The following is an 18,511-nucleotide window of genomic DNA, read 5'->3' on the forward strand; positions in this document are numbered from 1 at the left end:
GGCGAGGACACCGCACCGGCTGCGGCTGTTTTGTTGAACCATGCACACCGACTAGCTCGACAGGTCCTTGCCCGCCCACCGTCGCGGGACCTTACGCGGCATGGATGCCGCGTAAGAGCCTACAGGAACGTACTTGCGACGTGTCCTGCGAGGGTGGGCGGGCAAGGGCCCTGCAACCAGGCCACTTGTTGACCGCTCCTAGTCGGAGACCTGATTGCCAGTCTCCGCATCGCGCTCTGCGGGCAGTTTGCGCGCCTCGCGCAGCAGGCCGAACGCGCCCAGGGTCATGCCCGATGCCACCAGCAGACCGACGCCGAACACTGCGCTGGAGCCGAATGCCGACACCAGCTTGTGCACCCAGACGAACGTGAGATCGCCACCGCGGTAGATCACCGTGTCGATCGCCGCGCCGGCCTTGTAACGCCATTCCCGATCCACCCGCGTGTACAAGGTCTCGCGCGCCGGCTTGGCCAGTGCGAACTCGCTGGAGCGGGTGATCACCTGCACGATCGCAAGCATCATCGGCAGCGGCGAGGCCGTCAGCACGGCGTAGCCCAGCGTGATCGCCACGCCCGGAATCAGCAGCGCCGGAGCGATGCCGAAACGCGACAGTAGCGCGCGCGTCACCAGCAGCTGCAACACCAGGGTAAGCGCGTTGATCGCCAGGTCGATGCTGGCGTAATAGGCGGTGGCCGCCGCTGCGTCCGTGTAGAGACGACGTACCAGCGCTGCCTGCTCGTTGTAGAGCAAGGTGCCGACGCCCACGCCGAACAGCACCATGAAGGCCAGCCAGCGCAGCAACGGCTCGCGCACGATCAGCTTGAGCCCGCCCAGCACATCGCCGCCCATTGGCACCTCGCCGGAGCACAGCTGTCGCTCCTGCTCGCGCGCAACCGCCCACAGGCGCAGACGCAGCACGCAGACCACGCACACGGTCAGGAACCCGGCCGACACCAGCATCAGATGTGCGATGCCGATGCGCTCGACCAGCGTGCGGGTGAGGATCGGCCCGAGAAACGCGCCCAGCGTGCCGGCCGCACCGATGTAACCGTAGTAATTGCGCGCTTCGGCATTGCTGAAGACGTCGGCCATGAAGCTCCAGAACACCGCCACCGCAAACAGGTTGAAGACGGTCACCCACAGGAAGAACGCCATGCCGCGCCCGGGCACGCCGCTGTCGAACAACACGTAGAACAGCAACAGGGTCGCGATGAAGAAGCCATACACCACCGGCAGGAACACCCGGCGCGGGTAGCGGCTGACCAGCGCGCCGTAGACCGGCTGCAGCAACACCATGATCAGGAAGGTGCAGGTAAACAGCACCTGCAGGGTGAAGTCCTTGAGCGGTATGCCGTGCGTGGCAAAGAAGGCGATCATGCCGGTGGGGAAGATCGCTTCCACATCCGCCGACGCACTCATCGCCTCGCGCACCGGGCGCAGCACGTAGTAGCCGCTGAGCAGGCAAAAGAAATACAGGAACGACCATGCCAGCGGCGGCGAGCTGCGCAATGCCGCGCTCAGACGGCCAGCCGCAGAGCGCGGCGGAGAGGGGCTGGTCATCGGGTAAGACTCGCTCGCATCAACGGGCGCGACAGCAGGGACATGGCAGCGGCAACACCCGCGAAACAAGCGCGCAAGTTAGCCGATGCCGCGCTGCATCACCAGCGGCTGCGGGCGGCACGCAACATATCGATGGCGTGCGGCTACGGCACGCTGCTTGCAGCTGTCTCCGCACAGGCTCCGGGTTGCGCTGGAAAGGCCCCGCGCGGGTCGATTTATGAACCTAAAATCATCAATAGGATCAATATGATGCCCATTCATCTTCCGGCAGTTTGTGCTATTGCGAAGCGCGGCGCTAGAATCGCCGGAGGCAGTGGAACAGGCGGGACAACCATGACTCAAATGCGCAGGCGCCGACGGTTCCGACCGTTGGCCATCGGGCTGCTCGGGGCGTTATTGCCTCTGGCCCTCTCTTCCACCGCGCAGACACCTGCGCCGGCTGCTTCTGCGCTGCAGCCGGCCACCGTCGTGCAGTCGCCCACCGCCCCGCTGCAATACCGTGCATCGCTTCCGGCCAGCCAGGTGCTGGCCCCGGCGGCCGGGTTCGATGTGGCCGCGTTCGAATCGATGGCCAACCAGTTGACCTACGGCAATCGCCTGCCCGGCATGGCGATGGCGATCGTGCAGGGCGGCAAGGTGCTGAGCGCGCGCGGCTATGGTGTCACCGACGTCAATCACCCGCAGCCGGTCGATGCGCATACCGTGTTCCGTCTGGCATCGCTGTCCAAGGCCTTCGCCGGCACCATGGCCGGGTTGCTGGTCAACGACGGCGTGCTGCGTTGGGACAGCAAGGTGGTGGACTATGTGCCCGGGTTCCAGCTCAGCAATGACGTCGCCACCCGGCAGCTCACCGTCGCCGAGGTGCTGAGCCACCGCGTCGGACTGACCCGCAATGCCTACGACAACGATATCGAATCCAACGTCGACTACTACTCGCTCAGCCACAAGCTTGCCGCCGCACCGCTGCGCTGCGCGCCCGGCGATTGCTATGCGTACCAGAACGTGGCCTTCAGCCTGGTCGGCGATGTGGTGTTCGCTGCGTCCGGCAGCTTCTACGAGCAGTCGGTGGAGCGCCGCATCTTCAAGCCACTGGGCATGAACGATGCGAGCATGGGACTGGCCGGTATCCAGGCCAGCCCGCGCTGGGCGCGCCCGCATGTGCGCAGCCGCAATGGCTGGGTGTCGCTGACGCCCAAGCCGACCTACTACCGTCTGGCCCCCGCTGCCGGCGTCAATGCCAGCGCCAGCGACATGGCGCAGTGGCTGCTCGCGCACACCGGCCACCGCACCGACGTGCTGCCTGCGCCGCTGCTGGCGACGCTGCACGCGCCGCTGATCTCCACGCCAGGGGAGATGCGCTCGGGTTGGCGCCACGAGCGTGTGGACGCTGCCAGCTACGCGCTGGGCTGGCGCGTGTTCGACTACGCCGGCCATCAGGTCGTCTTCCATGCCGGCGCAGTGCAAGGCTATCGCGGCCTGGTCGCGTTGCTGCCCGAACGTGATCTCGGCATCGCGATCATGTGGAACGGCGAGAGCGGCCTGCCCTCCGGCATGCTGCCGACCATTCTGGATCGTGCGCTGGGTCTGCCCGCCAAGCGTTGGCTGGATATCGATGTGGATGGCGATTTCGGCAGCGAGAACATGCTGGCCGAGCGCCCCGATCCTGCCGGCAAGGGCGCCTCGTCGGGCAAGTCGGTGGCATCGCCGCGCTGAGTTGGCGTTGCGGCGACCTCGCACACAGGCGGCTTCGGCCGCCTGTGTCGTTTCCGGCCTGCAGGATCGAGTCGGGCGTGTCGACATCGGTGGCCGGGAGCCGGGCATCGCTCCATGCCATGCGATGACGGTCATGGCAGGCGCAGGTCTGAGTCACCTTGTCGAGTAAGCGCGTCAGACCTGACTGAAAAGCGAGAGCGTGGCTGCCCACGATGCGGCCCAATGCATCTACTCCCGCTTGGCACGACCAACACACCGCACCGCTACGCCAATCGATGGCGGCACGACCGATCGGGACAGACGATGGTCAGTTGGGCGGGCGGCGCAGCGGCCCAGCCCACTGCTAGCGTTGGACCGGAGAAAGCGGGTGGCGGGTGGCAAGCGGCGATAGTGCGGCGATAGCTACAACGTCCCGGCCTGACATCCCGTCACGCACAGCGCAACGCATCCGGCGGCGATAGCTTCGGCTGCCTGCGTGCGACCGGGACTTCCTCGATCACGGACGCCCTGGGCACGTCAATAAAAAAGCTCCCTCCCCGCTGGGCGTCGGGGAGAGAGCTCGATGTTTACGGCGATCGGGTGGTGCGGATCAGATCAGCGGCGCCGGGGTTGCGGGCAGCGCGACCGGAGCGGCCTTCTTCTTGCGAACGGCCGGCTTCTTCTTGGCGACCTTCTTCACAGCAGGCTTCTTGGCGGCAGTCTTCTTGGTGGCGGACTTCTTGGTCGCCTTCTTGGCAACTGCCTTCTTCGCGGTCTTCTTTACTGCCTTCTTGGCGGTCTTCTTGACGGCCTTCTTGGCGGCGGTCTTCTTGGTCGCCTTCTTTGCAGTCTTCTTCACTGCCTTCTTGGCGGCAGTCTTCTTGGTTGCCTTCTTTGCAGTCTTCTTCACTGCCTTCTTGGCGGTTGCCTTCTTTGCAGTCTTCTTGACGGCCTTCTTGGCAGCAGTCTTCTTCACTGCCTTCTTGGCGGTTGCCTTTTTGGCGACCTTCTTGACTGCCTTCTTGGCGGCAGTCTTCTTCACTGCCTTCTTGGCAGTGGGTTTCTTTTTCGCAGCTTTTGCAGTGGCCATGTAATTGGCTCCTCGTCAGTGAACTATGGAGGTGAAACGCCCAGTTGAAGCAAACCCCGCAACGGCATGCCGTCGTCGGGAACCGTCCGCAGGTAATGCGCGACGGGACGGATACAGAAACACCCGCATCGAACAGCGACGCGGGTGCGTGATCGGAGCGACTGCTGCTTTTTTGGAGAGAAGCGGACCCAACTCCACCGTGGATAGCGCTTCGGTGGACATCTGGAACAAGCGTGTCGGCTTGATGTCGATTCTGCTCACTCTCTTTCGCAGCAACGTCTGCTGGGCGAAACCTAATCACGCTTTTTTTTACTGTCAACACTCTTTTGCATTTTTTTTTCAACGCCTCGTCGCGATGCGTCCCGTCGAGCCGGCCCAAAGACGCCGTGCGATGGCGCGCATCGCTGCCCTTGGCATGCAGCGGCGCAACGACGTTTTCAAAAAAGCACTTCTTTTGTGCTGTTTTTTTTTTGCGATGCAGACATGCACGCTGTTGCCCACTGCACCGACGTAGCAGCGCACGCCTGCTCGCCGCAATGCGCGCCGCCTGTCCGCCAGCTGAAAATTTTTTATCGACCAAGCTTGCCTGAGGCCTCGCACAAGCAAAAATGCGCAAACTTATTGCGCGGTTTTCGACCCATGCGTGCATCCGCATGCGCTGCCAACGGCATGCGTTGCGCACCGTGTGCGAGGTTGGATGCAGGCGACGCTGCAAATATTTTTCACCGGCTGCACGCCATCTCCTCACGACCGGCTCACGCCAGAAATCCGACACCGCGACAGTCGCGTCGCGTTCGACGATGTCGCGCGCGCATGCCGCTGGCGAGTGCATGGTCGTCGAACATCGGCAAAGGCTTGGACTGCGAGCGACAGCCGGCACCGGTCGGGCGCGCGCAGATCGGCAGCACGCACGCCATTGCCGGGCGGGATCGACGCGCGGCCACCGCCACGCAGGCAAAAAAATGGCCGCTCCAACGAGCGGCCATCCGGGTATGCAACGGGCGAGGCGCGGTCAGTGCGCTTCGTCTTCCAGCAGCTCTGCATAGTCGTCCGGCGACAGCAGGTCGTTGAGCTCTTCCTTGTCGTCGAGTTCGACCACGAAGATCCAGCCTTCGCCGTAGGCGTCTTCGTTGATGGTCTCCGGCTTGTCGCTGAGTGCGCTGTTGACCTCGACGACGGTGCCGCTGACCGGGCTGTAGACGTCGGAGGCGGCCTTGACCGACTCCACCACCGCCGCGCCGTTGCCGACCTGCACGGTGTCGCCGACGCCGGGCAGTTCGACGTAGACCAAGTCGCCCAGCAAGCCCTGCGCGTGGTCGGAGATGCCGACGGTCACGCGGCCGCTGCTTTCGACGCGGGCCCACTCGTGGGATTTGAGGAACTTGAGGTCGCCAGGGATCTCGCTCATGGGTGTGCTCCGGGGAAACTGATGGGTTGGGGACAGGTGGCTAGTTTAGACCGCACGACAACACAGGTGCACGCGCGTGTCGGCCGGTGGGTGGCGATGGATGTTGCACGCTGCCGGACGTTTGCACGCCCGGCAGAGGTCTGACTCATTCGCCAAGGACGCCGGGCTGCGCCTGGCCGTCGCGCACGAACGGAAACTTCACCGCGCGCAACGGCACCTGCTTGCCACGGATGTCCACGCGCAGCGCGTCGATGCTGCCGGCCGGCACGCGCGCAAACGCGATCGCCTTGCCGAGTGTGGGCGAGAAGGTGCCGGACAGGATCTCGCCTTCGCCGCTGGCGCTGAGCACGGTCTGGCCATGCCGCAGCACGCCCTTCTCGTCCATCACCACACCGATCAGCTGACGCGGTGCGCCCTGCGCTTTCTGCGACTCGAGCACGGCGCGACCGATGAAGTCGCGGCCGTCGTCCAGGGCGATCGTCCAGGCCAGCGCGGCCTCGTACGGACTGACCGTGTCGTCCATGTCCTGGCCGTAGAGATTCATGCCGGCCTCCAGACGCAAGGTGTCGCGTGCGCCCAGGCCGGCCGGCTTGACGCCCTGCGCGAGCAGCGCGTTCCAGAACGCCACCGCTGCCTCCTGCGGCAACACGAGTTCGAAACCGTCTTCGCCGGTGTAGCCGGTGCGCGCAAGGAACAGCTCCACGCCATCGCGCGAACGCGTCTGCAGCGCAGCGAAACGGCCGAGCTTGCTCGCCGCAGCGGTATCGGCCGGATCCACCAGTTCGATCACCTTGGCGCGCGCGTTGGGGCCTTGCACGGCGATCATCGCAAAGTCGCTGCGCTCTTCCACGCGCACCTGGAAAGCTGCGGCCTGTTCGCCGATCCACTGCAGGTCCTTTTCGCGGGTGGCGGCGTTGACCACCAGGCGGAAGAAGTCCTCGCGCAGGAAGTAGACGATCAGATCGTCGATCACCCCGCCCTGCGGATTGAGCATGCAGGTGTACAGCGCCTTGCCGGAGACCTTGAGCTTGTCCACCGAGTTGGCCAGCAGGTAGCGCAGGAACTCGCGAACGCGCGGACCGTGCAGGTCGACCACGGTCATGTGGCTGACATCGAACATGCCGGCGTCGCGACGCACCTGGTGGTGCTCGTCCAGCTGCGAGCCGTAATGGATCGGCATGTCCCAACCGCCGAAGTCGACCATCTTGGCGCCGAGCGCACGATGGGTGTCGTTGAGGATGGTCTTCTGGGTCATGCGCACCGGTCCAAGGGAAAGAGCACCATTATCGCCGCCCGGCCGTGCTTGGGGGAAACGGCGCAGGCGATGCGGCAGCGCGCCGCCGACCGCTGGACCTGGCCGCGCCCTATCGCGCCGCGCTGCAGCATCGCTGCATGGGCACGACGCGCGTGCCCTGCCCGATCAACCGGCCGCCTGCACCTGCAAGGTCATGCCATCGACGCCGACGATGCGCACCGGTGTGCCGGCCGGAAGATCCGGGCCGCTGACCACCCAGAACGCGTCGTCGACCTTGGCACGGCCGCGTCCCTCCTGGATCGCCTGGTCGAGCACCACGCAACGGCCGATCAGCTGCTCGGCACGTCGGTTGAGCAGGGGCCGATCGCTCTGCCGGCCCTTGCCGCGAAACCAGCTGCGATACACCTGCACCGACACGAAACTCAGCAGCACGAAGGCAATGATCTGCAGCAGCAGCGACATGCCCGGCAACGCGAGCACCAGCACGCACACCGCTGCGGCGGCAATGCCCATCCACAGCAGGAACGCGCCGGGCACCAGTGTCTCGGCAGCAATCAACAGCAACGCCAGTACCGCCCAGGCCACCACGTCCCAACGCATGGCTCAGCCTCCCACGCGCGGCGGCATCGGCGGCACGCGCACATTGCTCGCCTCGGGTTTGTTCAGCGCCTCCTTGGCCAGCTCGGCGATGCCGGCGATCGAGCCGATGACGCCGCTGGATTCCATCGGCATCAGCACGAACTTCTGGTTGGGCGCGGTGGCCAGCGCCTTGAACGCCTCCACATACTTTTGTGCGACGAAATAGTTGATCGCCTGCACGCTGCCATTGGCGATCGCATCGGAGACCATCTGGGTGGCCTTGGCTTCGGCCTCGGCCAGACGCTCGCGCGCCTCGGCATCGCGGAACGCGGCTTCCTTGCGGCCTTCGGCTTCGAGCACGGCGGCCTGCTTCTCGCCTTCGGCGCGTAGGATTTCCGACTGGCGCGAGCCCTCGGCCTCGAGGATCTGCGCGCGCTTCTCGCGCTCGGCCTTCATCTGCCGCGCCATCGAGTCGATCAGGTCGCGCGGCGGCTGGATGTCGCGGATCTCGATGCGGGTGACCTTGATGCCCCAGGGATTGGTGGCCTGGTCGACCACGCTGAGCAGCTGCGCATTGATGGTCTCGCGCTGGCTCAGCGATTCGTCCAGATCCATCGAGCCGATCACGGTGCGGATGTTGGTCTGCACCAGCGCAATCGAGGCGATCTCCAGGTTGGAAACCTCATAGGCGGCCTTGGCGGCATCGAGCACCTGGAAGAACACCACGCCATCCACGCGCACCACCGCGTTGTCCTTGGTGATGACGTCCTGGCTGGGGACATCGAGCACCTGCTCCATCATGTTGATCTTGCGCCCCACGCCGTAGACCACCGGCACCAGAAAGTGCAGACCCGGACTCATGGTGTGGGTGTAGCGGCCGAAGCGCTCCACCGTCCACTGGAAGCCCTGCGGCACCATGCGCACGGTCTTGAACAACACGATGACGCCAGCGACCAGAACGGCGATGGCCAAGAAAGAAGTCGGAAACATGAGCAGCCCCTTGCGATGACGAGTCGATCCTTGGCTTGAGTATGCCCTAGCGCCACCTGTCCCCACTGCGCGCCCTAGCTTCTCACGACCCTGCATGCGGCGCTGTGGCTGACCACCTCGGGCAGCGTGTCGGCGTTGCGCAGCACGCCGCAACGCGCAGGCGACCGCGCTTTGTAAAGTGCAGACGTTGCTGCGAACGCGCGCTCAGGCGCCGCGCGGCGAGAACATGATGATCGCCATGCCGAGCAGGCAGCAGGCTGCGCCAAGCAGATCCCAACGCGTCGGCGTCACCCCGTCCACCCACCACAGCCACAGCAGCGCACTGGCGATATAGACCCCACCATAGGCGGCATACACGCGGCCGCTGGCATCGGGATGCAGGCTCAACAACCAGACGAAGACGGCCAGGCTCAGCGCCGTCGGCAGCAGCAACCAGATGCTGCCGCCCTTGCGCAGCCAAAGATAAGGCAGGTAGCAACCGACCAGCTCGGCAACGGCGGTGGCCGCAAACAGCAACAGCGTGGTCGGTGAAGCAGTCATGCGCGGCCTGGCTTGTCGACGCCGTGCTTGCCAACGTCGGCCTGCTGCAGCTCCGCAGTGTCGCGCGCCTGATCACCGGCCGCGGGCGCGTCAGTGACAGGCGTCGCGGCAGCTTGATCGGGAGCAGCAGGATCACCGCCGCGTTCGCCGCGCTTGACCTGTTGCCACAGCGTCTCCTGCTGCTGCAGCGACAGCGCGGCCAGGGAGGTGCCGTCCGCCTGTGCCTGCGCTTCCATCGCACGAAAGCGGCGCTCGAACTTGAGATTGGCATGGCGCAGCGCCGCACCCACGTCGACCCTGGCGTGGCGCGCCAGGTTGGCGCAGACGAACAACACATCACCGAGCTCGTCTTCCAGCCGCGCCTGGTTGTCGGCGACCGGGCCACGCGCGAACTCCACGCGCAGTTCCTCGATTTCTTCCTGCAGCTTTTCCAGCACCGGCACCGGGCCGGGCCAATCGAAGCCGACCCGCGCCGCACGCGCCTGCAGTTTGGTGGAGCGTTGCCATTCCGGCAGGCCGCGTGCGATGCCGGCAAGTGCGGAGTCGTCCTGATAGCCGGCCGCGCGACGTTCGTCGCGCTTGATCTGCTCCCAGTTGGCGCTCACCGCCTGCGCATCGTCGGCGCGTTGCTCGGCAAACACGTGCGGGTGGCGACGCACCAGCTTGTCACTGAGCGTGGCGACCACGTCGGCAAACTCGAATGCGCCCTGCTCTGCCGCCATCTGTGCGTGGAAGACCACTTGCAGCAGCAGGTCGCCCAACTCGTCGCGCAGGCCCGGCAGGTCGTTGCGGTCGATGGCGTCGGCGACTTCGTAGGCTTCTTCGATGGTGTACGGCGCGATGCTGGCGAAGGTCTGCTCCACATCCCACGGACAGCCGTGCTCACGATCGCGCAGGCGCGCCATCAGCTGCAGCAGGCGCTGGAGGTCGCCGGTCGGCGGGGACTGAGACATGGTGTGTTCCTGGCAGGTGTGGTGCAGTGGAGTGGCGTGCCCGGGCGATGCCGCAGGCACGTGCCGCGTCACCTGGCGGCAGGCGATGGGCAGGGACCGCATTGGACATGACTGCATCGGGATTGCGCGCAGCCGCCGGATTCACTCGGCGAGCGCGCAAGCGGCGGTCGGAGGTGCTCACACCAGCCAGCTGCGCCACGGCAGATTGGGATCGCCCAGCGCGATGAAATCGCCATTGAGCAAGGTGTCGCGGCGGTTGTAACGGAACGGTTTGCCGGTGCCGCCGGCCAGCAGCACACCGCCGGCGGCGTGCAGCACGCACTGGCCGGCTGCGGTGTCCCACTCGGAGGTGGGGCCGAAGCGCGGATACACGTCCAGGCCGCCTTCGGCGATGCGGCAGAACTTCAACGACGAGCCTTGCGTGACCACATCGATCTCGCCCATGCGCTCCAGCGCGGCGGCGGTGCGCGCGTCGCGATGCGAGCGACTGGCGGCGACCCGCAGCGGCGTGGCCGCCGGCGTGCGCGTGTGCAGCATCTCGTCGCGGTCGCCATCGCGGCGGTAGGCGTTCTCGCCCCGTGCGGCGTACCAGACCCGGCCATCGACCGGCGCCTGCACCACGCCAAGCACCGGTGCGCCCATATGGATCAGGGCGATGTTGACGCTGAACTCGCCGTTGCGCTTGACGAACTCGCGGGTGCCGTCGAGCGGGTCGACCAGCCAGTAGCTGGTCCAGAACTGGCGGTCTTCCCAGGCCACGTGCGCGGATTCTTCCGACAGCACCGGCACGTCCGGGGTGACCCGGCGCAAGCCTTCGACGATGACACGGTTGGCGGCAAGGTCGGCCTGGGTCAGCGGGCTGGCGTCGTCCTTGATCTGCACCGCGAAATCCTGCGCATAGACATCCATGATCGCCGCCCCCGCCTCGCGGGCGATGGCGATCACGGTTTCGCGCAGTTCCATCGGGATGCGGATCATGGGTTGCGCTCCAGCCACTCGCGCGCAATGAACAAGGCGGCCAGCGAGCGGCCTTCGGAAAAATCTTCGCGCAGCATCAATTCGTCCAGACGGGCGATCGGCCAGGGCACCACCTCCATCTCTTCCGGCTCGTCGCCCACCAGGCGCTCGGGATAGAGGTCGCGTGCCAGCACCAACCAGGATTGGTGACTCATATAAGTAGGAGCGAGCGTCATCGCACGCAGCACCTGCACCTGGCGCGCGCCGTAACCGGCTTCTTCCTTGAGCTCGCGGTCTGCGGCCTGCTCCGGCGTCTCGCCGGCATCGATGCGGCCCTTGACCAGACCCAGCTCATAGCGATGCACGCCGGCGGCGTACTCGCGCACCAGCAGCACGGTCTGCGCGTCGAGCATCGGCACCACCACCACCGCGCCATGGCCCTGGCTGAGCTGGCGCTCGTAAAGGCGACGCTCGCCGTTGGAAAATTCCAGATCCAGCTGCTGGCGACGGAACGGCCCGTCACCCAGATCGGTGATCTTGTGGATGGTCGGCAGGCGCGGGCTCATGCGTAACACGCAGCGGCGGAGCCGACCGATAGAATAGGCGTATGCATCGACATGTTCATGAGCCCGAAATCCTAGCAGACCCGGCAGCCTCTCAAGCTGACGAACATTGGCGGCAACGCGATCTTGAGGTGCTGTGGCACCCCTGCACGCAGATGCGCGAGCACCCGCACACACTTCCGCTGGTGCCGATTGCGCGTGGCGACGGTGCGTGGCTGATCGGCCACGACGGTCGCCATTACCTGGACGCGGTCAGCAGTTGGTGGACCAACCTGTTCGGCCATAGCGAACCGCGCATCGGCGCGGCCATCGCACGCCAGGCTGGCGAACTGGAGCAGGTGATGCTGGCCGGCTTCACCCATGCGCCCGCCGTGCAGCTGGCCGAGCGCCTGTTGGCGATCGCGCCGCGCCAGGCCGGCCGCGCGCCGTTGTCCAAGGTGTTCTATGCCGACAATGGTTCGGCCGGCGTGGAAGTGGCCTTGAAGATGGCCTTCCACTACTTCCATAACCGCGGCGAGCACCGCCGCACGCGTTTCGTCGCGCTGGAAAACGGCTACCACGGCGAGACCATCGGCGCGCTGTCGGTCGGCGACATTCCGCTGTATCGGCGCGTGTATGCGCCGTTGCTGCTGGAGTCGATCTTTGCGCCCTCGCCCGATGCCTACCTGGCCGAGCCCGGACAGAGCGCGGAAGACTACGCACTACAGGCGGCCGATGCGTTGCAGACGGTGTTCGAACAATCGCCCGGCGAAATCTGCGCGTTGATCCTGGAGCCGCGCGTGCAGTGCGCAGGCGGCATGCGCATGTATCACCCGGCCTATCTGCGCCGCGCACGCGAACTGTGCGACGCGCATGGTGCGTTCCTGATCGCCGACGAGATCGCCACCGGCTTCGGTCGCACCGGCACCCTGTTCGCCTGCGAACAGGCCGGGATCATGCCCGACCTGTTGTGCCTGTCCAAGGGGCTGACCGGCGGATTCCTGCCGCTGTCGGCGGTGCTGGCCACGCAGCAGTTGTACGACGCGTTCCTGGACGACTCGCGCGAACGCGCGTTCCTGCATTCGCATAGCTACACCGGCAATCCGCTGGCATGCGCCGCCGCGCTGGCAACCCTGCAGATCTTTGCAGACGACGATGTGATTGCGCGCAACCAGCGTACCGCCGCGCACATGACCACGCTGGCTGCGCAGATCGGCGAACACTCCGCGGTGGCCGACGTGCGCCAGGCCGGCATGATCGTGGCGTTCGAACTCACGCAGGGCGGCGACAAGCGCACGCCATTCCCGTCTGCGGCGCGGATGGGCCTGAAGGCCTATCGCGCCGCACTCGACAAGGGAGTGGTGCTGCGCCCGCTCGGCGACGTGCTGTACTGGATGCCGCCGTACTGCGTGGACGACGCGCAACTTGCGCTGCTGGCTGCGACCACCCGCCACGCCATCGAGGAGGCCGTTGCATGCGCCTGACCCGCTCCCATGTCGCACTGCCGCTGCACTGCGACCAGGAGGTGACGCTGCCGGAAGAGTCGGCCAATCATTTGCTGCGTGTGCTGCGACTGCGCGAGGGCGATGCCTGCGTGCTGTTCAACGGCGACGGCAGCGACTACCACGCGCGCATCACCCTGGCCGGCAAACGCGAGGCGCGCGCACTGGTGGAACGTGCCGAGCCGCTGCGCAACGAGTCGCCGTTGTCGATCACCCTGATCCAGGGCATTGCGCGCGGCGAGAAGATGGATCTGATCCTGCAGAAGGCCACCGAGCTGGGGGTGACGGCGGTCGTGCCGGTCAACGCCGAGCGCACCGAGGTCAAGCTGGATCCGGCGCGCATGGAAAAACGCCTGGCGCATTGGCGCAGCGTGGTGGTGTCGGCCTGCGAGCAGTCCGGGCGTGCGCGCATTCCCACGGTCGCTGCGCCGCACGGGCTGCAGGATGCGGCGCAGGCCAGCGACCCGCAGGCGCTACGGCTGGCACTGGACCCGCACGGCGAGCACCGCCTGGGCAGCCTGGCGCTGGGCGCGCAACCGCATGTGATCGTGGCGATCGGCCCGGAAGGCGGCTGGTCGCCGCGCGATCGCGCCATCCTCGCCGAGGCGGGTTTCAGCGGCCTGCAACTGGGGCCGCGCATTCTGCGCACCGAAACCGCGGGGCTGGCGGCGATTGCGGCACTGCAGTCGCGGTTCGGAGACTTATAGCGCCATGACATCGTAGGAGCGCACCTGGGCGCGACCGGGCCTTATCGGGAATGCCTCGTCGCGCCCGGGTGCGCTCCTACGAAGGATGTGGAGTTGATCGGTTTGGTGCAGCCGGACTGCTGCACCTGGCGATGCGCGAGGCTCAGCGGCCGTGCTGCAGGAACCAGCTGGCCGCGCCGATCACACCGAGCTGGCCGTGCTCGACGATGCTGACCGGCACCTGTTCCAACGCCGGACGCAATGCGCCCTTGTCGAGCAGACGTGCGACGAAATCGCTTGCGGCCACGAATGCGGCGATCTGCGGCAGGAATCCACCCGCCAGATAGACACCGCTGCGCACGCCATAGAGCAGCATCATGTCTCCGACCACGCTGCCCATGAAGCCGCAGAACGCCTGTAGCGCATCGCGTGCCAGCACGTCCTCGCCAGCCAGCGCGGCGGCGGTGACATCGGCCGGGCTGGCGTGCAGCGCCGGCACGCCACGCAGCGCGGCCAGTGCGGTGTAGAGATTCAACAGGCCCGGGCCGGAAAGCAGGTGCTCGGTGGCCACATGCGTGCGAGTGCGGCGCAGCTCCTGCAGCAAGGCCACTTCCAGATCGCTGGCGGCGGCAAGCGCGGCGTGGCCGGCCTCGGTCGGCAACACCACCGGGTTGGCGCCGTTGGGAATCCACAACGCCGCGCCCAGGCCGGTGCCCGGGCCCAGAATCAGCGCCGGACCCGGCGCGCCCTGCGGCGGGCCGGACAACTGCAGGACCTGATTGCCAGCCATGTAATTGGCCGCATGCGCCACCGCTTCGAAATCGTTGACCAGATGCAGTGCCTGCATGCCGAGCTGGCGGCGGATCTGCTCGGGCGCCAGCACCCACGGCAAGTTGGCGGTGATCACGCTGCCGTCTTCCAGCGCATACCCGGCGCTGGCGATGACGCCGCGCTGCACCGGTGCGCAGCCCAGCTCCGCAAAGAACGCGGCCATGATCTCGGCCAGGCCCGGGTAGTCGGCGCACCGGTACTTGCGATAGTCCAGCACCGTGACCGGTTGGCGTGGGTCGACGCCTTCGCACACCAGCGCCAGACGCACATGCGTCCCCCCCACGTCTGCGGCAACGAAGGTGTCGGGGCGCGGAAAGGCCACCGCTTCCATTGGACTGCTTGCGCTCACGCATTCTCCTGATAAGTGGCCGCGGGCTGGCGTCATGCCCGTTGTCCGACGAACGGTAACGGGGTAGACAACGTTGTCAGTAATCGCTTTGTAACGCAACCGTGGCGATCACGATTTAAACAGGATGCCGCCAATTTCATCATCCACTAAAAATCCGCATCCATGACAGCGATTTCAGCACAAATCAGGGCCAGCCATCTGCATATGTGTAATTCCCCATAGAAACAGCTGATCGCGACATGGCGCCACTCTTGATGCGTTGCGCAGCCGCGTCGGCGCAATGCGCGGCATCACCAACAAATGCTGCATTGCAGCGCAATCGCAGCCGCTTCAGAGATCTGTGACGATGTGTTGACAACGCTGTCAACGCTACGCGAGACTCGATCCAAATCGGGGTTCTGGCAGGAGGGGCCATGGACTGTTCGGTACTCAGGAACGGGCTACTCCCTCGCCGGTGCATTCCAGATTCGTGAGCGGGACATCACCCGATGTTCGACTCACTGAAGTCGCATTCGCTCTACCGCTTCACCACACGGGGGACACCTCCTCTACCACGCGAATCACCCGGGCCCGCCTCTTGCGACGCGTGCCAGTGCGATCACCGCGATCGGTCAGGGCGTGTTGTTTTGCCGGCCACGCCGAGCGCGTGACGCCTTCCAGAGGCGGCGCGCTCACAGCACTAACCAACGAGGTTTAGCCATGCACAGCCGCACCACGACGTTAGCACTCTGTATTACCGCCGCTCTGTACTGCTCCGGCTCTGCAATGGCTGCCGGACAAGAACAACAGGCTCCTGCCGCCACGCCGTCGGCGACCACCGAGCTGGACACCATCACCGTCACCGGCTATCGCGCATCGCTGGAGAAGAGCCAGTCAGTCAAGCGCTCGGCCAACTCGATCGTCGATGCGATCAGCGCCGAAGACATCGGCAAGTTCCCGGACATCAATGCTGCCGAATCGCTGTCGCACCTGCCGGGCATCAGCGTCGACCGCCAGTTCGGCGAAGGCGAAAAGGTCAGCATCAACGGCACCGACCCGGCCTTGAACCGCGTGCTGCTCAACGGCCAGACCATCGCCTCGGGCGATTGGGGCGGCAACCCGACCGACACCAGCGGCCGTACCTTCAACTACACCCTGCTTTCACCGGAAATCATCGGCTTGATGGAGGTCTACAAGACCCCGGAAGCGCGCATCGACGAAGGCTCGATCGGCGGCACCGTGATCGTGCACACCCGCAAGCCGCTGGACCTGCCCAAGAACACCATCCGCGGCTCGGTCGGCTACAACTACAACGACCGTTCGGAAGAAGGCAATCCGCGCGGCTCGGCGCTGTGGAGCTGGAAGAACGACGACGAAACCTTCGGTGCGTTGATCTCCGCCACGCATGACAAGCAGGACCTGGCACGCGCGGGTATCGAATACTTCGGCTACACCACCGGCGCCAACATTCCCGCCAGCGCCACCATCACCGGCGACGGCAGCGATGTGGCCACCGCCCGTGTGCCGGCCGGCATCAACAGCGCATTCTTCCAGCAGACCCGCGAACGCAGCGGCCTACAGGGTGCGTTGCAGTGGAAGCCGAACGAGCAGAACGAATTCAACCTGACCGGCCTGTACATCAAGGGCAAGTACAACAACTTCAGCCAGTCGCGTTACATGTGTCCTGCGTGTGGATCGCCGGCCGCTGACGGTTCTGGAGACAGCATCAATAACCTGAGGCTGGTGACGCAGGCTAATGTGCAAAACGGCGTGATCACCTCCGCTACGGTTTCTGACGGCGGGTTGGCGCAGCCGTACGCGCAGCTGGACGCAAATTACCGCGAGAGCACCGTCACCACCAAGAGCCTTAACCTGCGTCATGACTGGTCGGGTGAAAAGTGGGTGTTCACCACCCAGGTCGGCGACACCAAGGCCACCGGCGGCAAGAACCCCGAATACCTGATGAAGTTCTTGTTGCAGGATGGCGGCTATAACTTTGCCTACAACGGCAACAGCACGGCCGTGAACTATGACAATGGCGGTGTCGCAAACTGGACGCTGCCGGGCTCTCCGGCCGGACTTGCTGCAGGCTCACAGGATCAAACCGCCATACAGGCCGGCGGCATCCTTTATCAACAGAGCACTGACGAAGAGAAGTATTTCCAGTGGGACGCGGCACGCGACCTGGAATGGGGTCCGTTCACCAAGCTGCAGTTCGGCTACAAGTACATCAACCACAACAATGGTGTGGCAGCACGCAGCAATCGCATCAACACCACGGATCCTGTTTCGCTGACTCAGTTCAGTCCTGGTAGCACGCCGAGTAGCCTGTACGACGGGCTGGGGGCCAGTGGCGACCTGACAACCTGGTCCACTGCAAATCTGGGCGCCGTGCGCAGCTATCTGCTATCGCAGCCGCAAGGACCGTTCCGCACCGACTTCGGCTCGTCCTTTGATGTGAAGGAGATCACGCAGAATTTCTACACTCAATTGAATTACGAAACTGGCAAGTGGCGCGGTAATGTAGGGGTACGCTTGGTCGATACCACCGACAAATCGCTGTACTGGCAGAGTGCCGATGGTGGCACCAACTTCGACCGTGTGGCCGAGACCAACGACTACCGCAAGGCGCTGCCGAGCTTCAACATCGCCTACGACATCACCGACGACGCCGTGCTGCGCTTCTCAGCAGCCAAGGTCATTGCGCGTCCGCGGTATGGCGACCTCGCAGGTACCTTCACCATCAATAGCAACAATGGCAACCTGACCGCCGGTGGTGGCAATCCGGATCTGAAGCCTTACGAATCCACCAACTACGATCTGGCGGCCGAGTGGTATTTCGCACCATCCAGCATGCTATCGGGTGAAGTGTTCTATCGCGACATCAGCTCCTACATCGTCAACACCACGAGCGTCCGTCAGCTCACAGATCCGGTTAGCGGCGTTGCTGGCTTGTATCTGGTGACATCGCCAATCAATGTCTCCGACGCCAAGGTCAAGGGTGTGGCGGTCAACTACCAGCAGACCTTCGGCCTGGGCTTTGGCTTGCAGGCCAACTACACGTTTGCCGAATCCGATTCCAGTTCCGGTCTGAACCTGCCGTACCTGTCGCGCGATACCTACAACGTGATCCCGTACTGGGAGCACGGCGACTGGACGGTGCGTGTGAACTACAGCTACCGCTCGAAGTACTTCACCCAGATCGGCCGGTTGTCGTCGGAAGATTTTGCAGACAGCTACAAGCAGCTGGACCTGACCGCCTCGTATCAGATCACCGATTACATGGGCATCACCTTTGGCGCGACCAACCTGCTGGATTCGACCTACCGTCTCTTCAGCAACACGCGCGATACGCCAACGGCGTTCTACAAGAACGGCCGCGGTTATCAGGCCCAGTTGAACTTCAAGTTCTGATGTAGCACCGGCGCGCCACCGACCCTCCACGGTGGCGCGTTTTTTTTGAGCTGTGCGTTGCATGCAGCGCACCGCTCGATGTTGTACCAAGGAGTGGTACTGGCCACGCCCCTTCGCGGTTGAGGGAGCATGGCCAGGCCCGCTTTTGCCATCCACGTGCCGGCTGCGCTGCAACCGACATGTC

The 18,511-nt window shown here is 64.9% G+C and carries 16 protein-coding genes, 1 tRNA gene and 1 pseudogene; 7 read left to right on the forward strand and 11 right to left on the reverse strand.

Features of this window, described 5'->3' with window-relative positions:
- Positions 1–198: 198 nt before the first annotated feature.
- Entirely contained in the window at positions 199–1,560 is a 1,362-nt protein-coding gene (locus ABQY74_RS14510; protein ID WP_349791946.1) for an MFS transporter, read from the reverse strand.
- A 369-nt stretch (positions 1,561–1,929) separates the two neighbouring features.
- Between ABQY74_RS14510 and ABQY74_RS14515 the strand changes: the two genes are divergently transcribed.
- Positions 1,930–3,273, forward strand: coding sequence for a serine hydrolase (locus ABQY74_RS14515; RefSeq protein WP_024939258.1), 1,344 nt, complete (start codon positions 1,930–1,932; stop codon positions 3,271–3,273).
- A gap of 589 nt (positions 3,274–3,862) precedes the next feature.
- On the opposite strand, the gene ABQY74_RS14520 is transcribed toward ABQY74_RS14515, so the two are convergent.
- Positions 3,863–4,342, reverse strand: coding sequence for a hypothetical protein (locus ABQY74_RS14520; protein ID WP_039519650.1), 480 nt, complete (start codon positions 4,340–4,342; stop codon positions 3,863–3,865).
- Positions 4,343–4,541: 199 nt separating this feature from the next.
- Here ABQY74_RS14520 and ABQY74_RS14525 point away from each other — a divergent pair, with 199 nt between their 5' ends.
- Entirely contained in the window at positions 4,542–4,856 is a 315-nt protein-coding gene (locus ABQY74_RS14525) for a hypothetical protein (RefSeq protein ID WP_372469900.1), read from the forward strand.
- A gap of 498 nt (positions 4,857–5,354) precedes the next feature.
- Here the strand turns inward: ABQY74_RS14525 and gcvH are convergent, their stop codons facing one another.
- The 8 genes from gcvH to nudE all read right to left on the reverse strand — a co-directional run bounded on the left by gcvH (position 5,355) and on the right by nudE (position 11,590).
- Positions 5,355–5,750 carry a glycine cleavage system protein GcvH gene (gene gcvH / locus ABQY74_RS14530; RefSeq protein ID WP_016902771.1) on the reverse strand — a complete coding sequence of 132 codons (396 nt, stop codon included), beginning with the start codon at positions 5,748–5,750 and terminating at the stop codon, positions 5,355–5,357.
- A 145-nt stretch (positions 5,751–5,895) separates the two neighbouring features.
- Positions 5,896–7,005, reverse strand: coding sequence for a glycine cleavage system aminomethyltransferase GcvT (gene gcvT, locus ABQY74_RS14535; RefSeq protein ID WP_349791950.1), 1,110 nt, complete (start codon positions 7,003–7,005; stop codon positions 5,896–5,898).
- Positions 7,006–7,170: 165 nt separating this feature from the next.
- Entirely contained in the window at positions 7,171–7,605 is a 435-nt protein-coding gene (locus tag ABQY74_RS14540) for an NfeD family protein (RefSeq protein ID WP_104553886.1), read from the reverse strand.
- Between the two features lie 3 nt (positions 7,606–7,608).
- On the reverse strand, positions 7,609–8,574 hold the full coding sequence (locus tag ABQY74_RS14545; RefSeq protein WP_039519637.1) for an SPFH domain-containing protein: 966 nt from the start codon (positions 8,572–8,574) through the stop codon (positions 7,609–7,611).
- A 204-nt stretch (positions 8,575–8,778) separates the two neighbouring features.
- Positions 8,779–9,114, reverse strand: a complete 336-nt coding sequence (locus ABQY74_RS14550) for a YnfA family protein (protein ID WP_349791952.1) — start codon at positions 9,112–9,114, stop codon at positions 8,779–8,781.
- Positions 9,111–10,067: a nucleoside triphosphate pyrophosphohydrolase gene (gene mazG, locus ABQY74_RS14555; protein ID WP_349791953.1), complete on the reverse strand. Its 957-nt coding sequence runs from the start codon at positions 10,065–10,067 to the stop codon at positions 9,111–9,113. The genes ABQY74_RS14550 and mazG overlap by 4 nt, the downstream gene beginning before the upstream one ends.
- Positions 10,068–10,244: 177 nt before the next feature.
- The gene (gene cysQ / locus ABQY74_RS14560; protein WP_349791954.1) at positions 10,245–11,045 is read right to left on the reverse strand and encodes a 3'(2'),5'-bisphosphate nucleotidase CysQ; all 801 of its coding nucleotides are present in this window, start codon (positions 11,043–11,045) and stop codon (positions 10,245–10,247) included.
- Positions 11,042–11,590 carry an ADP compounds hydrolase NudE gene (nudE, locus tag ABQY74_RS14565; RefSeq protein WP_016905001.1) on the reverse strand — a complete coding sequence of 183 codons (549 nt, stop codon included), beginning with the start codon at positions 11,588–11,590 and terminating at the stop codon, positions 11,042–11,044. The genes cysQ and nudE overlap by 4 nt, the downstream gene beginning before the upstream one ends.
- A 41-nt stretch (positions 11,591–11,631) precedes the next feature.
- Here nudE and bioA point away from each other — a divergent pair, with 41 nt between their 5' ends.
- Together bioA and ABQY74_RS14575 are read left to right on the forward strand one after the other, a co-directional pair.
- Positions 11,632–13,050 (forward strand): adenosylmethionine--8-amino-7-oxononanoate transaminase, encoded by a 1,419-nt coding sequence (bioA, locus tag ABQY74_RS14570; RefSeq protein ID WP_349791956.1) that lies wholly within the window; start codon positions 11,632–11,634, stop codon positions 13,048–13,050.
- Complete coding sequence (locus tag ABQY74_RS14575) at positions 13,041–13,775, forward strand: 16S rRNA (uracil(1498)-N(3))-methyltransferase (RefSeq protein WP_349791958.1); 735 nt, start codon at positions 13,041–13,043, stop codon at positions 13,773–13,775. Before bioA ends, ABQY74_RS14575 begins: the two co-directional genes overlap by 10 nt.
- 142 nt (positions 13,776–13,917) lie before the next feature.
- On the opposite strand, the gene ABQY74_RS14580 is transcribed toward ABQY74_RS14575, so the two are convergent.
- Positions 13,918–14,916 carry a glucokinase family protein gene (locus tag ABQY74_RS14580; RefSeq protein WP_181098296.1) on the reverse strand — a complete coding sequence of 333 codons (999 nt, stop codon included), beginning with the start codon at positions 14,914–14,916 and terminating at the stop codon, positions 13,918–13,920.
- A gap of 783 nt (positions 14,917–15,699) precedes the next feature.
- On the opposite strand from ABQY74_RS14580, the pseudogene ABQY74_RS14585 reads away from it, so the two are divergent.
- From ABQY74_RS14585 to ABQY74_RS14595, 3 genes and pseudogenes are all read left to right on the forward strand, one after another.
- Positions 15,700–16,092, forward strand: a pseudogene (locus ABQY74_RS14585) (TonB-dependent receptor plug domain-containing protein); the annotation flags it as partial.
- 167 nt (positions 16,093–16,259) lie between these two features.
- Positions 16,260–16,399: transfer RNA gene (locus ABQY74_RS14590), tRNA-Val, on the forward strand.
- Positions 16,400–16,419: 20 nt separating this feature from the next.
- Positions 16,420–18,327, forward strand: coding sequence for a TonB-dependent receptor (locus ABQY74_RS14595; RefSeq protein WP_181109512.1), 1,908 nt, complete (start codon positions 16,420–16,422; stop codon positions 18,325–18,327).
- The last annotated feature ends 184 nt before the right edge of the window (positions 18,328–18,511 follow it).

Source organism: Xanthomonas sp. WHRI 7064 (assembly GCF_040202355.2).
GTDB classification, from domain to species: domain Bacteria; phylum Pseudomonadota; class Gammaproteobacteria; order Xanthomonadales; family Xanthomonadaceae; genus Xanthomonas; species Xanthomonas arboricola.

Excerpts from the sequence above, each read along its gene's own strand:
- gcvH (WP_016902771.1), bottom strand. The coding sequence starts at position 5,750 with ATGAGCGAGATCCCTGGCGACCTCAAGTTCCTCAAATCCCACGAGTGG.
- ABQY74_RS14520 (WP_039519650.1), bottom strand. The coding sequence starts at position 4,342 with ATGGCCACTGCAAAAGCTGCGAAAAAGAAACCCACTGCCAAGAAGGCA.
- ABQY74_RS14540 (WP_104553886.1), bottom strand. The coding sequence starts at position 7,605 with ATGCGTTGGGACGTGGTGGCCTGGGCGGTACTGGCGTTGCTGTTGATT.
- ABQY74_RS14580 (WP_181098296.1), bottom strand. The coding sequence starts at position 14,916 with ATGGAAGCGGTGGCCTTTCCGCGCCCCGACACCTTCGTTGCCGCAGAC.
- bioA (WP_349791956.1), top strand. The coding sequence starts at position 11,632 with ATGCATCGACATGTTCATGAGCCCGAAATCCTAGCAGACCCGGCAGCC.
- mazG (WP_349791953.1), bottom strand. The coding sequence starts at position 10,067 with ATGTCTCAGTCCCCGCCGACCGGCGACCTCCAGCGCCTGCTGCAGCTG.
- ABQY74_RS14510 (WP_349791946.1), bottom strand. The coding sequence starts at position 1,560 with ATGACCAGCCCCTCTCCGCCGCGCTCTGCGGCTGGCCGTCTGAGCGCG.
- nudE (WP_016905001.1), bottom strand. The coding sequence starts at position 11,590 with ATGAGCCCGCGCCTGCCGACCATCCACAAGATCACCGATCTGGGTGAC.
- ABQY74_RS14545 (WP_039519637.1), bottom strand. The coding sequence starts at position 8,574 with ATGTTTCCGACTTCTTTCTTGGCCATCGCCGTTCTGGTCGCTGGCGTC.
- ABQY74_RS14575 (WP_349791958.1), top strand. The coding sequence starts at position 13,041 with ATGCGCCTGACCCGCTCCCATGTCGCACTGCCGCTGCACTGCGACCAG.
- gcvT (WP_349791950.1), bottom strand. The coding sequence starts at position 7,005 with ATGACCCAGAAGACCATCCTCAACGACACCCATCGTGCGCTCGGCGCC.
- cysQ (WP_349791954.1), bottom strand. The coding sequence starts at position 11,045 with ATGATCCGCATCCCGATGGAACTGCGCGAAACCGTGATCGCCATCGCC.
- ABQY74_RS14550 (WP_349791952.1), bottom strand. The coding sequence starts at position 9,114 with ATGACTGCTTCACCGACCACGCTGTTGCTGTTTGCGGCCACCGCCGTT.